Consider the following 14,672-nt stretch of genomic DNA (forward strand, 5'->3'; position numbering starts at 1 on the left):
AATAGTATGTCAATTTTAGTATATATAGAGCACGCAGAAGGTGCTGTAAAAAAATCAAGTTTAGAGGCAGTTTCTTATGGAAAGGCTTTAGCAGAAAAAATAGGAGCAGGGGATCTTGTCGCTGTAGCTCTTGGGACAGTTGAAACTTCAGAATTAACGAAAGTAGGTTCTGCTGGAGCGAGTAAAGTAATGCATGTCAATGACGACAAGCTGACTGCGGGAGTAATTCAAGCTCATGCTGATGCAATCGCTCAAGTTTATAAACAAATAGGAGCAACCACCCTAGTCCTTGCAAAATCTTCTTTAGGCGATGCAGTGGCAGCAAGACTCTCTGTTAAGTTAGGCGCTGGGCTAGTTTCTAATGTTGTAGAATTGCCTGATACAAGTGCCGGTTATAAAGTTAGACGAAGTATCTATACAGGGAAGGCATTTGCAGAAACGGAAGTAACTACCGAACATAAAATACTAGCTGTTAAAAAGAATGCTGTAGACCTGAAAGTTGATGGAGGAGATGCAGCTGTAGAGACTATAAGCTTGTCTATTGCTGACAATAATTTTGTCACACAAATAACATCAACAGATAAAGCAACAGGAGAAATTTTATTGCCAGAAGCAGACATCGTAGTTTCGGGTGGTAGAGGATTGAAAGGACCTGAAAACTGGGGAATGTTAGAAGATTTAGCCAAAGAATTGGGTGCAGCTACGGGTTGTTCTAAGCCAGTTTCGGATATCGGATGGAGACCTCATCATGAGCACGTAGGACAGACAGGTGTAAAAGTTGCACCAACTTTATATGTAGCAGTTGGAATTTCGGGAGCGATTCAACATCTTGCAGGCGTAAATTCATCAAAGTACATTGTAGTTATCAATAAAGACCCTGAAGCGCCTTTTTTCAAAGCAGCAGACTACGGGATAGTTGGTGATGCATTTGAAGTAATTCCGAAATTAACCGAAGCTATCAAAGCAATAAAATAAAACTTGTGGACAATACTATTGAATTAGAAATTCTTGGGCTTACCTCTAATCATTCTCAATCGGGATCATTTACCTTGGTACTGGGGGAGATGGAAGGAAGAAGGAGGCTTCCGATAGTGATCGGGATGTTTGAAGCGCAAGCAATTGCTATTGAAATAGAAAAGATCATTCCAAACAGGCCCATGACACATGACCTGTTTAAGTCTTTTTCTACTAGCTTTAATTATTCTATAGAGCAAATTCTAATTTCTGACATGCAGGAGGGAGTTTTTTATGCAAAGATAATTTGTAAAAATGCTTCTAAAATTGTTGAGATTGATGCCAGACCATCTGATGCAATAGCCATTGCGGTTAGATTTGACGCTCCAATCTTCTGCGTACCAAAAGTAATGTCAGAGGCAGCTATTGAAGTAAGTGATGAAGAAGAAAGTGGAGTGAAACAAAAATCTCCTAAACCATCAAAAAGCAGTGCAAGTCCTGCTCCTAAAAAATCCTCTGGTGATTCACTAAAAGACTTTAGTCTTGATAAATTGAATCAGTTATTGGATAAGGCCATAAGTAATGAAGATTATGAAAAGGCCGCTAGGATAAGAGATGAAATTAATAAACGTAACTAATTTTGAAAAGCCTGGTCAAAAGCCAGGCTTTTACTTTTAGTAAATCATTTCAAATCAATTATCTTTAGCAATTATTTATTTACTAAGTTTTATTTATTCAAACAATTCCTATAAATGGATTATTTCAAAGGTTTAATTGGAATATTGGTTCTGCTATCAGTCGCTTTTATTTTTTCAGCCAATAAAAAGGCAGTAGACTGGAGATTAGTAGGTATAGGTGTAGTACTCCAAGCATTCTTTGGCTATATGATTACTAAGGTTGAGTTTGTCGCCGATATTTTCGCATCAGTTAGCAGGGGATTTGTAAAGTTTCTCAGTTTTTCAGAAGCCGGAGCAACCTTTATATTTGGTGATTTAGCAACCAATACATTTGGATTTATCTTTGCCTTTCAAGTTTTGCCAACCATCATTTTCTTTTCAACTGTTTCAGCTGGGTTATATTATTTAGGCGTTTTACAAAAAATAGTTTTTGGTATCGCTTGGGTAATGGCTAGAACCATGAGACTTTCCGGAGCAGAAAGTTTATCAGCAGCAGGAAATATCTTTTTAGGACAGACAGAAGCGCCTTTACTTGTAAGACCTTTTATTCCTACCATGTCGAAGTCAGAACTGATGTGTTTGATGACAGGAGGGATGGCGACCATTGCCGGAGGAGTTTTGGCAGGTTATGTGGCTTTTTTGGGAGGAGATAGTTTGGAAGAGCAAAGTAAATTTGCAGCGTATCTACTTGGTGCAAGTATCATGAACGCACCTGCTGCAATAGTGATGTCAAAGATTATGATTCCTGAAGTTCAGAAAGAGAAAATCAATGATAAACTGGAAGTTAATCAAGAAAATATGGGAGTCAACCTAATTGATGCTATGTCAATTGGTGCTTCAGAAGGATTAAAATTAGCATTAAATGTTGGTGGGATGTTGCTGGCCTTCATTGCAGTGATTGCAGCATTGAATTACATTCTTTCTGGATTGATAGGTGAATGGACTGGGTTAAATGCTTTTGTAGTAGCATCCACTGAGGGTCAGTTTTCTGGGTTTTCCCTTGAATATATCTTGGGACAGATTTTTAGAGTTTTTGCTTGGGTCATAGGAGTCCAATGGAGTGAGACACTTCAAGTAGGCTCTTTGTTGGGACAGAAAACTGTGATCAATGAATTTGTAGCTTATTTAAGCTTATCAGAGATGAAAGAGGCTGGAGGATTATCCCCAAAATCCATTGTAATTGCGACCTATGCGCTTTGTGGTTTTTCTAACTTTAGTTCTATTGCTATCCAAGTTGGAGGTATAGGAAGTATTGCACCAAATCAACAGGGCAATCTATCTAAACTTGGAATGCAAGCCTTGTTAGCAGCTACCTTGGCATGTATGATGACTGCAACAATAGCAGGAGCTTTATTTGCTTAAAAAAATAAAGGCCTGAAATAAATTCAAGCCTTTTTTAAGTTTTAAAATTTGTAAGCTGTGTTTGATATCAATTTCAAACACAGCTTTTTTTATGATTCGCTGATTACGATCTTCTCGATTTTATCACCAGGACGGATATCGTCAATGACATCTAAGCCTTCAACTACTTTCCCGAAACAAGTATGATTTCTGTCTAAGTGACTTGTATTGTTTCTGCTGTGACAGATAAAAAACTGAGAACCACCAGTATTTCTACCAGCATGTGCCATTGATAATACACCTCTATCGTGATATTGATTATCTCCAGTAAGTTCACAATCTATTTTGTACCCTGGTCCTCCAGTTCCTGTTCCATTTGGACATCCACCTTGGATTACGAAATCAGGGATAACTCTATGGAATGTCAAGCCATCGTAAAATCCTTTTTCTGAAAGGCTAACGAAATTCTCAACTGTTTTTGGAGCATCTTTTTCGTAAAACTCTACTTTCATTACTCCCTTGGCGGTATGTATTTCTGCTGTTTTCATGTTTTTATAATTTTTCACAAAAATAAGAAAACTTTAACTCTTATGTTTGATAAATGGGTTTTCTTCGGTCAAGAAAAAGGAGTGCCGAAGCACTCCTATATTTGGGTTTGTTCTATAAAAGGGTCAATTGGCTATAGGTTCGGAGATCCTGCAAGGATATCCTCTGTTGCATAATCTTTGTATTTTTCAAAATTTGAGATAAACTCAGCACCAAGTTCTCTTGCTTTTTTATCATAAGCTTCTTTGTCAGACCAAGTTGCTCTAGGACTTAAAACTTCCACCGGTACATTTGGACAAGCTTCAGGAATTGAGACACCAAAGACGCTATGTTTTCTGTATGATACATTATCAAGTTCTCCATTGAGTGCAGCGGTAATCATCGCTCTTGTATATTTGAGTTTCATCCTAGAACCGACACCATAAGGGCCTCCCGTCCATCCTGTATTGATCAACCATACATTGACTTGATGTTTTTCCATTTTTTCGCCAAATAGCTCTGCATATTTGGTCGGATGAAGTGGGAGAAATGCTGCTCCAAAACAAGCTGAGAAAGTAGTCTTAGGCTCGGTAACACCTACCTCTGTACCAGCTACTTTTGCCGTATATCCAGAGATAAAGTGATACATGGCTTGACTTTTATTCAATTTTGAGATAGGAGGAATCACACCGAAAGCATCAGCTGTTAAGAAGAATATATTCTTCGGTATGCCTGCAATGGATGGTTCAATCGCATTTTTGATGTGATGAATTGGGTAAGCAGTTCGGGTGTTTTCAGTGACACTTTTATTTGTGTAATCTACCGTTCTAGAATTTTTATAAAAGCGCGTGTTCTCGACAATTGCTCCAAATTTAATTGCATCCCAGATTTCAGGTTCTTTTTCTCTAGATAGATCAATCACTTTTGCATAACAGCCGCCCTCGAAGTTAAAGACGGTATCTTCTGTCCAGCCATGCTCGTCATCTCCAATAAGACCTCTGTTTGGATCTGCCGAAAGTGTAGTCTTGCCAGTACCAGAAAGTCCAAAGAATATTGCTGTATCTCCTTTTTCTCCGACGTTAGCGGAACAATGCATGGATAGCACGTTTTTTTCGTGGGGCAAAATGTAGTTTAATACTGAAAAAACACCCTTTTTCATCTCTCCTGCATAGGCTGTTCCTCCAATCAAGATCATTCTTTTGGTTAAGTTGATGATGGCAAAGTTTTTTTGCCTTGTTCCATCGATTTCTGGATCAGCTTCAAATTCGGGAGCACAAATAATGGTAAAGTCAGATTCGAAATTTTCAAGTTCCTCTAAGCTTGGTCTCAAGAACATATTGTAGCAAAATAAATTTTGCCAAGCTAATGTATTGACAACGGTCAAATTGAGTCTATAATTTTGATCAGCTCCTGCAAATGCTTCTCTAACATATAGCTTCTTGTCAGCTAAAAAGTCAACCATTTTTTGATGTAATTTCTCAAATTGGATTTCATCAAATGCAATATTCACATCTCCCCACCAGACACTTTCTGCTGTATTGACATCTTTGACTATGAATCGGTCCTTTGGCGATCGACCTGTAAAAGTACCAGTATCGGACATCAAAGCACCCTCGTCTGTTAGTACGGCTTCTTGATTAAGCAGTGCGTGCTCTACCAATTCAGCAGAGGTAAGGTTCCACATTACGCCCGAAGCATTTTGAATGCCTAGTTCAGACAAGCTTTTTTTTGCTGACTTGAGCTCTAGATCTTGCATATTTATATAATTTTATTTGGGTTATTTCTGATGGCAAAGATATGTAATTATGAAACGTCATTTCACTAAAAAATGGCTTTTTTTTACTTTTCAATCGATTACGAAGAGTTTTAAGAGGGTTTTGGTAATTGTGATTGTCAGGTGGTTTTTTTGGTGGGTGAATGGTTGGGAAAAAGTAAATGAAATTTATAATTCATACAAGATATCAAAAAGGCTTTGAGCTAGAATTAAAAAAATCTCTTATCATTGTAGCTATTAATTACTCATCACTAATCAAAACGATATTATATTGGAAAAGATACCTAATGATGCAATGAAATCTCTTGGTGCTGATATCATCGAGGGGCCTACTATTTTCGGACATCCAAAAGGATTGATGACACTTTTTTTCACTGAAATGTGGGAAAGGTTCAGTTACTATGGGATGCGTGCTTTATTGATTTTATTTATGACCACGCCTATCCTTAGCGGAGGTTTAGGTTTTGATGATAAGACTAGTGGTGCGATTTATGGGCTTTACACTATGGGAGTTTATTTATTGGCTTTACCTGGTGGATGGTTTGCTGATAGGCTTTTTGGATTAAAGAAATCAGTTTGGTACGGTGGAATCATCATTACAATAGGCCATTTTACAATGGCTCTTCCTGGAATAATTGGTTTGTTTTCAGAAAGTTCGGTGCAAGCTACAGAACTTTCAAGCTTAGATATCAATGCTTTCTTTTTAGGGTTGATTTTGATAGTAGTAGGTACTGGACTTCTTAAGCCAAATATCAGTTCTATCGTTGGACAGCTTTATCCTGCTGGAAGTAGTAAGCGAGATGCAGGTTTCTCGATTTTTTATATGGGGATCAATTTAGGTGCCTTTATTGCTCCAATTGCATGTTCTACTTTGGCTGTATATGATTGGCATTTAGGTTTTGGACTAGCAGGTCTGGGGATGTTTATTGGGTTGATTCAATATAAAATGACTGGTAAATACCTTGAAGGGAAAGGCGAAGCAATCGAAATGAATACTCCTGAGGATTTGATTTCAAGATCAAAATTGATCAAATTTTCCGCTTTGTTGGTTTTTATCTCTGTTGTAGTTGTTGCCCTAATCTTTGTGGGTGTAATTAGTATTAATGCGAATGAAATCGCCAACCTTGCGTACAAAATTATAGGAGTGATAACTGTTTTGTATTTTGGTTATGTTTTTCTTTTTGGAGGATTAAATAAGGATGAAAAGAAAAAAACAGCTGCTATTGTTGTTATCATGATTTTCTCAGCTCTGTTTTGGTCAGGTTTTGAACAAGCAGGATCTACATTGAATTTGTTTGCAGATAGATTTACAGATAGAAGTTTTATGGGATGGGAGATACCTCCTGGCTATTTTCAATCTATCAATTCCATGTTTATCATTTTATTTGCTCCCTTTTTTGGGGCGCTATGGGTTTGGCTGGGTAGAAGAAACCTTGAACCAAGTTCACCTTTGAAATTTGCATACGGTCTTTTGCTCTTAGGTATGGGGTTTTTGGTGATGTATTTTGCAGCCAAAATTGCAGCTTCGGGTGAATTAGCGGCTCCCACATGGTTGATCTTTACCTATTTGTTACACACTTTTGGTGAATTGAGTTTAAGTCCTGTAGGTTTGAGTTTGACCACCAAGCTGGCTCCAGAAAAATATCAAGGACAGATGATGGGGATGTGGTTCATCTCTGTAGCATTAGGTAATCTTATTGCAGGATTGGTGTCTGGAGAAGTAAGTGGAGGAACGGACGAAGCACTTCAAGCCATGCCAAGTCAATACATGTTGATTGTTGCGACAGTCGTTGGTGGAGGGGTTTTGCTCCTATTTTTAAGCAAACCTATCAAAAAATTAATGGGAAATGTTCATTAATCAAAAAAGGCTCCGAAAGGAGCCTTTTTTGATTTTTTACTAATTAATGTTTGTCATCTGATTTTTTCTTGAATAAAGTACTTCTTGCATCAATAGCAGATAAGCCAGCACCCAAACCAATGAGAATACAAACAATTAGAAGGAATAACTGTGCTCCAGGTGCAATAGGTGAGTTGAATATTTGTAACAACATGATATATATAATTAAACGTTTCTCTTTAAATTTTTGTGCAAGATAACACACATAACTAATTCGGCAAAGTAGATATAAAAAAAAGCAGAACTCTTTGCCTGTCCTGCTTTTTAATTAATGACTAGTCTATCTCGTCATCAAGTTCTTCAAAATCATCGTCGTCAAAGTCATCATCATCATCTTCATCAAAATCAATGATGCTATCGTCAAGGAGTTCACTATCCTCGTCTAAGTCGTAGACTTCATCGCGGAATTCTTCTCCAAACTCGTCGTCATCATCATCGAAATCATCAAAATCGTCTTCAAAATCATCGTCTAAATCGCCCATAGCTTAATGTTAATTATTGATCTAACTAAGTAAATTATTAAACTAGTACTAAATACAGGAAATTTTTTATTTAAGCCAATACGCTAGTGGATATTTTTTTTCTTTTATTTCCTAAGTCGTTGATCTTCAGATCAATTTTTTGATCTTCTAGCCATTTTTTCTCGAGAATTTTAACCCATGTTTCCATATAAAAAATGACATCTTCTTTTTTGTTTTTCTTTAGATCCATTCTTCTCTCAAATGGAATTTCTTTCAAAACTTCGGGAGAACTTAATTTTTCTAAATGACCTAGATCTGCAATCGTTAAACCAGCATCAATCAATTTCTCTATTACTGTATCCATCGGTAATCCACTGGTTGGGCAATAGTCATTCAATTGTTCGTTCCAGTCTCCGTGTCTTTGCAAGGCATATTGATGAATATCACCTTTTGATATTTTTGTAATTTCTTGTGCTAAATTTCCACAGTTGCAAGCTCCCATATGACCCCATTGGTAAGGAGCTCCACTTTTTAGCTTATCAATTGTCTTTCTGAATGCTTTTATCAGTTCTACACTAGGTCTTGCCATAATCGTAATCTTTGATTTATATCTTACTCTACTATAACTATGTATAAGTGATCAAGTTTTTAAAATTACATGAAATTTGAAAAATAAAAGGCAAAAAAATAACGGGAAGTTTTCCCGTTAGTTAAAAATTGTTTTAATATATTTTTTTATCAAGGGTTTTGAAAGGTAACTCTTGACTAATGCGTAATTATTGGCTTTGTTGATATCTCTTTCATCTACGGAACTACTAAGGATATAAACTTCGGGTCTGTAATCATTAGGCTCAAATTCTTCTAAAAAATCCCACCCCGTCATTTCGGGCATATTTAAATCCAAGAATAAATAGTTTGGGTGAATACTTGCCATATCTTTCAATGCATCAGAAGCATTCTGAAACTTGAAAATTCTGCAAGGAACCTTTATATTTTTCGATATAAGCTTTTCTGTTACAAAAGTACTTATCGGATCGTCATCTATGAGAACTATTTTGAGCATTGAAGTGCAGAAATGTTGTGTTGAAATGCATTAAATTCAATACAAAAATAGCTGATATCTTTTAATAAACAATAGCAAAAGATAAATATTTGAAATATCAAGTGTTTTTTGGATTGATTTTCTCTTTTTTTCTCAGAATATCGAAAAAAAGTAAAAAATCAGAGGCTAAGCTGTAAAAAGGATACTTGAATGTTGCTGGTTTGTTCTTTTCAAAGTAAAAATGACCTATCCATGCAAATCCATATCCAACAAGAGGAATTAGGATTAAATAGATATAACGACTTGAGATGATAGCTGATAAAAGCAAAATTATCACGATTCCTGTTCCAATAAAATGCAATAGTCGGCTCGTTGGGTGCTGATGTTCTTTTAAGTAGTATGGATAAAATTCTTTCAGGCTTTTAATTCTTTTTACCATAATATATTTTTTAAAGTACGCTCCCTTTTCTCTCGTATTTATTATGATTCTCGTGAAGTATTTAATTCTCTAAATTTATAAATTCTAACAATTATTGCAATAATCTCATCTTTAAATCAAATCCACCCTAGTCAATGTTACGGTTCATTTAAAATTGATTTATGTATCCGTTTTAACACCAATAGCCAAACAAATTGGGTTGTTTTAAAGCAACTGATGAACTTATAAAAATCGACTTATAGCCATTTTGAGTCGTTTTGTGAACAGCGATTATCTGCAAGATCATTTGTGCAAAAATTAATTACTATTGCCATAGCGGACAATCATATGAATTAATTTGCCTCCATATGAGCCTCGTAGGCTTTGATAACTTTTTTGGCAGATTTAACCAAGTTTTTGCTTTTGGCTTTTGGATTACTCGCTTCACTAACGGCCGTAATGGTCATCAACATTTTGTCTTGCTTTGGATCGATGAAATCTACGATTAACTGAATCAATTCGTAATCTTTAGTACTTACCATATTTTGCCTTCCCATAAATCTAGGATCATACATCCATGGATCCCAAACTCGCATCCCCCACATTGGGAATTGATTATTGTATGTTTCCCTTTGCCTTGGATCTTCATTGGATGTGTACCTTATCACTAAATCTGGAGATTCTTGATTATAAGTTAGACCAAGTTCCTTCATTTTAATTTCTAATTCATTAGTGACTTTTGCATCAATTAGCTTATCACTAAAGCTACTCGATTCTACTTCTTTGTTGACGATCACGAAGGAAGTATATTCCTTGTAAGGGCGTATCTCTGTACGTTCTTTGAATAGTTCTATAGAACTACAAGAAGAGATCAATAACGTGACAATTAAAATAGCTAGGGTGGGTAATCTATGCATAGTTTGATAGAGTTAAATAATCTTTATACAGAATACTAACGGCAATTCTTTTGATTAGATACCATTAAAATGCCTTTTGAATGTTGCAACAAGAAAAATAATCTTTTTTTCTCCTTTGGTTGGGTAATTTGATTCAAAATCTGGAAATAAACTTTTAAGTAGTTTTGGATAGCTTCAAAGTTTTATTCTTTACAATAAATTATCATTTTTGTTCTAGTTTAATTTGAAATTATATCAGCTATGAAAAAACTTATTACACTTTGCTTTTTATTCATTTCGCTTCAGCAATCTTTTTCTCAAGACTTAGATTCTTTGAACCAATCTATTCAAAAGGATACTACATATTGGAATTCCGAGTTTAGTGTTGGCCTGAATTTTAATCAAGCAGCTTTCAGTGGAAATTGGAAAGCGGGTGGAGTAAATTCTATTGCTTTTGGATCAATTGCAGCTGGAAAGGCGAATTATGCCAAAGGAAAATTAAGTTGGGATAACCAATTAGAATTGATGTACGGAATTGTGAAAAATGAGGGACAGCAGGTTAGAAAATCTAACGATAGAATTTTTCTAGATTCCAAATTAGGTTACAAAGCTGGAGGCAATTGGTCTTATTTTGGTTCTTTGAATTTCATGACGCAGTTCACCGATGGTTTTGAATATGGACCTGATGATCAGAGAACGGTGATCTCAGGATTCTTTTCTCCTGCATTTTTGACATCGGGTTTTGGTATGGAATATAAGCCTAACAAAGAGTTTGCACTAAGAATAGCTCCAATTTCTCCAAGATTTACATTTGTGACTGATCCAAATATCATCCAAAATGTTCCTAGTAACTATGGAGTTCCCGAGGGTCAGACAGTAAGAACTGAATGGCTAGCATTCCAACTGTTTGCGACTTATGACAAAGATATTTCTGAAAACTTAAGTATGAAATCAAGGTATCAGATGTTCGCTAATTATGAAACTTTGGCTTTCAATACAATCGATCATAGGCTGGACATTACCTTAATAGCCAAAATCACGAGATTTGTTGATGTGACATTTACCAGTATCAATGTGTATGACCTTGACATGGATCCAGGTATCCAATACTCACAAGCACTTGCCCTTGGTATTTTGTACAAGGTAAGCAACAAAAAGTAGGTGTTTATACACCTTTTTTGTTAAAAATTTTGAATATGATATTTAAATACTATTTTTGTTCTAATTGTGGTAGTTAAATAATAGTTGGTTTAGTTTTCATATAAAGAGCAGGAGACATTCTTCTGCTTTTTTATTTAGGCTTTATTTAGCCCACGAGCCTATCATTTTAATTTTTTCAAATCGGAAAGCTTATCAAAAGCGACCTAGTAATTTAAAGTTATTCCAATCACTTTGACTGATAGATTTTAAGAGCAACACTTTTAATTATTTACTTACATTCCAAAACCCAAGTACACACATAATTTTTTATTGAAATAAGGAAGAGCAGGATGGATTTATTTATCAGCTTTTATATTTTGTAAATATCGAGTTTTCAAGTAGAGAAATTAGATTTTATGGAAAATAGCCTTTTGTCGAAAATCACCCTTATTTCAGTTATTTATACGTTTTTCATTGTTTGTGTAGTTTTTGGTCAATCAAGAGATGTCAGAGAGTTGAAAAACTGGAAGTTTCATTTAGGTGAAATTCAAAATGCTGATCAGTACGATTTTCAAGATAAAGCATGGGAAAATGTAATCGTTCCACATGATTGGGCAATAAAAGGTCCTTTTGATAAAGAAATTGATAAACAAGTAGTCCGCATAGATCAAAATAATGAAAAAGAAGCGACCGAAAAAACTGGTAGGACTGGAGCACTTCCTTTTATTGGTGTCGGTTGGTATAGAACCAAAATCCCTATTGAAAATATAAAGTCTGGTAAGCAGGTTATTCTGACTTTTGATGGAGCCATGTCAAATGCTGAGGTATTTATAAACGGTAAAAAAATTGGTAATAGACCTTATGGATACAGTTATTTTTACTTTGATATAACAGATAATTTATTCTCTGATCGTGAAAATGTAGTCGCAGTAAGGTTAGAAAACAAGGCTTTTTCCTCACGATGGTACCCTGGAGCTGGGATTTATAGAAAAGTTAAATTAATCTTAAAGGATAAAGTAAGTTTCAAGCATTGGGGCCATTTCATCACCACACCTTATATCTCAGATGAAGTTGCCAAAGTTAATATCAAGTCGCAAGTTCAAGGGGAAAATGTTGTTTTAAAAACAATCATAAGGGATTCAAATGGGAATCTCGTAAATCAAAATTTAACATCTCAGAGATTTGGAGATGAAATTGAGCAAAGCATTTCCATAAAAAATCCAGAAATATGGGATATTGATTCTCCAATTCTATATACTGCTACTTTGGAACTCCATCAAGATGGAGTACTAAAAGATTCTGAAGTAATTAAATTTGGAATTCGCGATATTGACTTCAGTGCTGAAAGGGGATTCGAATTGAACGGTAAGGTGGTAAAATTTAAAGGTGTTTGTCTGCATCACGATCTTGGACCATTGGGAATAGCAATTAATAAATCAGCATTGAGAAGGCAGCTGACTATATTGAAAGATCTTGGAGTAAATGCGATTAGATCTTCTCATAACATGCCATCTCTCGAGCAACTTGAATTATGTGATGAAATAGGTTTTCTGTTTTTGGCTGAAAGTTTTGACGAGTGGAAAAAGCCAAAAGTAAAAAATGGATACAATCTCTACTTTGATGAATGGGCTGAAAAGGATATTGTAGATTTAGTACATGCCACAAGGAATCATCCAAGTATAGTCATGTGGAGCGCAGGAAATGAAGTACCCGATCAGTGGGGAAGTGATGGCGTAAAGCGAGCAAAATGGCTGCAAGATATCTTTCATCGTGAAGATCCTACCAGACCGGTCACTGTAGGGATGGATCAAGTGAAAGCCGTGATGGAAAATGGTTTTGGGGCAATTTTAGATGTTCCTGGGTTGAATTATAGAGTACATCTTTACGAGGAAGCATATAAACTATTTCCACAAGGAATGATTTTAGGATCAGAGACAGCTTCAACAGTTAGTTCCAGAGGAATTTATAAATTTCCAGTTGAAATGGGCTTCAATAAAACCCATGACGACCTTCAGAGTTCTTCTTATGATGTGGAGTATTGCAGTTGGTCTAATCTTCCGGATGATGATTTTGCATTACAGGATGACAAGCCATGGGTAATTGGAGAATTTGTTTGGACTGGTTTTGATTACTTAGGTGAGCCAACACCTTATGATAATTTCTGGCCTTCTCGAAGTTCATATTTTGGTATTTTGGATTTGGCAGGTTTACCAAAAGATAGATATTATCTATATAGAAGCAGATGGAATACCAAAGAGGAAACTTTGCATATTCTCCCACATTGGAATTGGAAGGGTAGAGAAGGAGAGAAGACGCCTGTTTTTGTCTACACGAATTATGATTCGGCGGAGCTTTTTATAAATGGGAAAAGTCAGGGGATTCAAAAGAAAAATAATTCATCAAATCAACATCGCTACAGATTGATGTGGATGGACGTAGTTTATGAGCCCGGTGAAGTTAAAGTTGTAGCTTTTGATGAAAAAGGATCAGCGGTTGCTCAGAAATCAATCAAAACAGCAGGTGCACCTCATCATATCCTGTTAGAAGCAGATAGAACCACGATCACAGCTGATGGAGAAGATTTGAGTTTTGTCACAGCAACGATTGTCGATAAGGAGGGAATCCCAGTGCCAAATGCCACAAATAGATTGAATTTTGAAGTAAGTGGGGAGGGGAATTTTAAAGCTGTTTGTAATGGAGATGCTACATCTTTGGAAATGTTCCATCTTCCATCTATGAAAGCATTTAGTGGTAAACTGGTTGTAATCGTAGAATCAACAAAGCAGGCTGGAAATATTCAACTCAAAGTATCTGGAAAAGGATTAAGGCAGGGACAAATAAACTTATCGTCTAAATAATAATTTAAACGCTTGCTACACAATCTACTACACAGCTATTAAAAAACCCACTTTACAGAGAGTAGAGTGGGTTTTTGTGCGCTCGGAAGGATTCGAACCCTTCTTGTAAATATCTGATTATCAATATATTGTTTTTGTTATTTCAATATACTCCACGAATGACGCTTTGTCTTTTTTCACACTCCTTATAAAGTTAATTATAATACATAATGAAAGCAAAAAAAATAACATATTTTAGTCTTATAACTAGCTTGGAGGCTTGACCTTAATAAAGTTTTTTAACTCGTTTTTAAAGTCCTAACTGTTATTATATTAGATCACGAAAAAATTATTCTAAAATCTTTTAATCAAACAAATCTAACTTCGCAACAAAGTTTACGAAGATATGAAGGGTTGTGGATGATTAATTTTTTTTGACTAATACTTTCATGTTTTTGTGATAGGTAACAAGGGACTTTAATTGTGAATGCTTCAGGATTTTCCTTCATGAAATCCTGAAGTATTCACGTCCTCCATTTAATAGGAAATCATGAATAAGCGCATCCCGATACTAATATGGGATGTTTGGAAAGTATTGTCTTTTATCAAAGATTGGATAATTTGTGAAATCTTTTGACGGGTATGAATAATTTGATCTTCTTTCATAAAATCAATCAAATAAAGCTTCAACTACTGTTTTTTTTTTTTTT

General features: G+C 35.5%; 14 protein-coding genes. 6 read left to right on the forward strand and 8 right to left on the reverse strand.

The window, feature by feature from the left end:
- Window positions 1-6: 6 nt before the first annotated feature.
- The 3 genes from IEV57_RS08000 (at window position 7) to IEV57_RS08010 (ending at window position 2,993) form a co-directional block, all read left to right on the forward strand.
- Entirely contained in the window at window positions 7-975 is a 969-nt protein-coding gene (locus tag IEV57_RS08000; RefSeq protein ID WP_188441451.1) for an electron transfer flavoprotein subunit alpha/FixB family protein, read from the forward strand.
- Window positions 976-980: 5 nt separating this feature from the next.
- Entirely contained in the window at window positions 981-1,592 is a 612-nt protein-coding gene (locus tag IEV57_RS08005) for a bifunctional nuclease family protein (RefSeq protein ID WP_188441453.1), read from the forward strand.
- A 114-nt stretch (window positions 1,593-1,706) separates the two neighbouring features.
- The gene (locus IEV57_RS08010; protein ID WP_188441455.1) at window positions 1,707-2,993 is read left to right on the forward strand and encodes a NupC/NupG family nucleoside CNT transporter; all 1,287 of its coding nucleotides are present in this window, start codon (window positions 1,707-1,709) and stop codon (window positions 2,991-2,993) included.
- Between the two features lie 89 nt (window positions 2,994-3,082).
- Here the strand turns inward: IEV57_RS08010 and IEV57_RS08015 are convergent, their stop codons facing one another.
- Together IEV57_RS08015 and pckA are read right to left on the reverse strand one after the other, a co-directional pair.
- The gene (locus IEV57_RS08015; RefSeq protein ID WP_188441457.1) at window positions 3,083-3,520 is read right to left on the reverse strand and encodes a peptidylprolyl isomerase; all 438 of its coding nucleotides are present in this window, start codon (window positions 3,518-3,520) and stop codon (window positions 3,083-3,085) included.
- Window positions 3,521-3,651: 131 nt separating this feature from the next.
- Window positions 3,652-5,253: a phosphoenolpyruvate carboxykinase (ATP) gene (gene pckA, locus IEV57_RS08020; protein WP_188441459.1), complete on the reverse strand. Its 1,602-nt coding sequence runs from the start codon at window positions 5,251-5,253 to the stop codon at window positions 3,652-3,654.
- 313 nt (window positions 5,254-5,566) lie between these two features.
- Between pckA and IEV57_RS08025 the strand changes: the two genes are divergently transcribed.
- Window positions 5,567-7,129, forward strand: coding sequence for a peptide MFS transporter (locus tag IEV57_RS08025; RefSeq protein WP_188441625.1), 1,563 nt, complete (start codon window positions 5,567-5,569; stop codon window positions 7,127-7,129).
- A 43-nt stretch (window positions 7,130-7,172) separates the two neighbouring features.
- On the opposite strand, the gene IEV57_RS08030 is transcribed toward IEV57_RS08025, so the two are convergent.
- The 6 genes from IEV57_RS08030 to IEV57_RS08055 form a co-directional block, all read right to left on the reverse strand.
- The gene (locus tag IEV57_RS08030) at window positions 7,173-7,322 is read right to left on the reverse strand and encodes a hypothetical protein (RefSeq protein WP_188441461.1); all 150 of its coding nucleotides are present in this window, start codon (window positions 7,320-7,322) and stop codon (window positions 7,173-7,175) included.
- A gap of 121 nt (window positions 7,323-7,443) precedes the next feature.
- Window positions 7,444-7,650, reverse strand: coding sequence for a hypothetical protein (locus tag IEV57_RS08035; RefSeq protein ID WP_188441463.1), 207 nt, complete (start codon window positions 7,648-7,650; stop codon window positions 7,444-7,446).
- Between the two features lie 70 nt (window positions 7,651-7,720).
- Complete coding sequence (locus tag IEV57_RS08040) at window positions 7,721-8,218, reverse strand: hypothetical protein (protein WP_188441465.1); 498 nt, start codon at window positions 8,216-8,218, stop codon at window positions 7,721-7,723.
- A 117-nt stretch (window positions 8,219-8,335) separates the two neighbouring features.
- On the reverse strand, window positions 8,336-8,692 hold the full coding sequence (locus tag IEV57_RS08045) for a response regulator (RefSeq protein WP_188441468.1): 357 nt from the start codon (window positions 8,690-8,692) through the stop codon (window positions 8,336-8,338).
- Between the two features lie 97 nt (window positions 8,693-8,789).
- Complete coding sequence (locus tag IEV57_RS08050) at window positions 8,790-9,110, reverse strand: Mpo1-like protein (protein ID WP_188441470.1); 321 nt, start codon at window positions 9,108-9,110, stop codon at window positions 8,790-8,792.
- Between the two features lie 332 nt (window positions 9,111-9,442).
- Window positions 9,443-10,006, reverse strand: a complete 564-nt coding sequence (locus IEV57_RS08055) for a DUF4136 domain-containing protein (protein ID WP_188441472.1) — start codon at window positions 10,004-10,006, stop codon at window positions 9,443-9,445.
- Window positions 10,007-10,246: 240 nt separating this feature from the next.
- On the opposite strand from IEV57_RS08055, the gene IEV57_RS08060 reads away from it, so the two are divergent.
- Together IEV57_RS08060 and IEV57_RS08065 are read left to right on the forward strand one after the other, a co-directional pair.
- On the forward strand, window positions 10,247-11,146 hold the full coding sequence (locus IEV57_RS08060) for a DUF3078 domain-containing protein (RefSeq protein ID WP_188441474.1): 900 nt from the start codon (window positions 10,247-10,249) through the stop codon (window positions 11,144-11,146).
- A 395-nt stretch (window positions 11,147-11,541) separates the two neighbouring features.
- Entirely contained in the window at window positions 11,542-13,983 is a 2,442-nt protein-coding gene (locus IEV57_RS08065; RefSeq protein WP_188441476.1) for a DUF4982 domain-containing protein, read from the forward strand.
- Window positions 13,984-14,672: the final 689 nt, after the last annotated feature.

It is taken from the genome of Belliella aquatica, assembly GCF_014637795.1.
Taxonomy (GTDB): domain Bacteria; phylum Bacteroidota; class Bacteroidia; order Cytophagales; family Cyclobacteriaceae; genus Belliella; species Belliella aquatica.

What these genes read in the sequence shown, in the direction of transcription:
- IEV57_RS08000 (WP_188441451.1), top strand. Translation starts at nt 7, where the DNA reads ATGTCAATTTTAGTATATATAGAGCACGCAGAAGGTGCTGTAAAAAAA.
- IEV57_RS08010 (WP_188441455.1), top strand. Translation starts at nt 1,707, where the DNA reads ATGGATTATTTCAAAGGTTTAATTGGAATATTGGTTCTGCTATCAGTC.
- IEV57_RS08015 (WP_188441457.1), bottom strand. Translation starts at nt 3,520, where the DNA reads ATGAAAACAGCAGAAATACATACCGCCAAGGGAGTAATGAAAGTAGAG.
- pckA (WP_188441459.1), bottom strand. Translation starts at nt 5,253, where the DNA reads ATGCAAGATCTAGAGCTCAAGTCAGCAAAAAAAAGCTTGTCTGAACTA.
- IEV57_RS08025 (WP_188441625.1), top strand. Translation starts at nt 5,567, where the DNA reads ATGAAATCTCTTGGTGCTGATATCATCGAGGGGCCTACTATTTTCGGA.
- IEV57_RS08030 (WP_188441461.1), bottom strand. Translation starts at nt 7,322, where the DNA reads ATGTTGTTACAAATATTCAACTCACCTATTGCACCTGGAGCACAGTTA.
- IEV57_RS08035 (WP_188441463.1), bottom strand. Translation starts at nt 7,650, where the DNA reads ATGGGCGATTTAGACGATGATTTTGAAGACGATTTTGATGATTTCGAT.
- IEV57_RS08040 (WP_188441465.1), bottom strand. Translation starts at nt 8,218, where the DNA reads ATGGCAAGACCTAGTGTAGAACTGATAAAAGCATTCAGAAAGACAATT.
- IEV57_RS08045 (WP_188441468.1), bottom strand. Translation starts at nt 8,692, where the DNA reads ATGCTCAAAATAGTTCTCATAGATGACGATCCGATAAGTACTTTTGTA.
- IEV57_RS08050 (WP_188441470.1), bottom strand. Translation starts at nt 9,110, where the DNA reads ATGGTAAAAAGAATTAAAAGCCTGAAAGAATTTTATCCATACTACTTA.
- IEV57_RS08055 (WP_188441472.1), bottom strand. Translation starts at nt 10,006, where the DNA reads ATGCATAGATTACCCACCCTAGCTATTTTAATTGTCACGTTATTGATC.
- IEV57_RS08060 (WP_188441474.1), top strand. Translation starts at nt 10,247, where the DNA reads ATGAAAAAACTTATTACACTTTGCTTTTTATTCATTTCGCTTCAGCAA.
- IEV57_RS08065 (WP_188441476.1), top strand. Translation starts at nt 11,542, where the DNA reads ATGGAAAATAGCCTTTTGTCGAAAATCACCCTTATTTCAGTTATTTAT.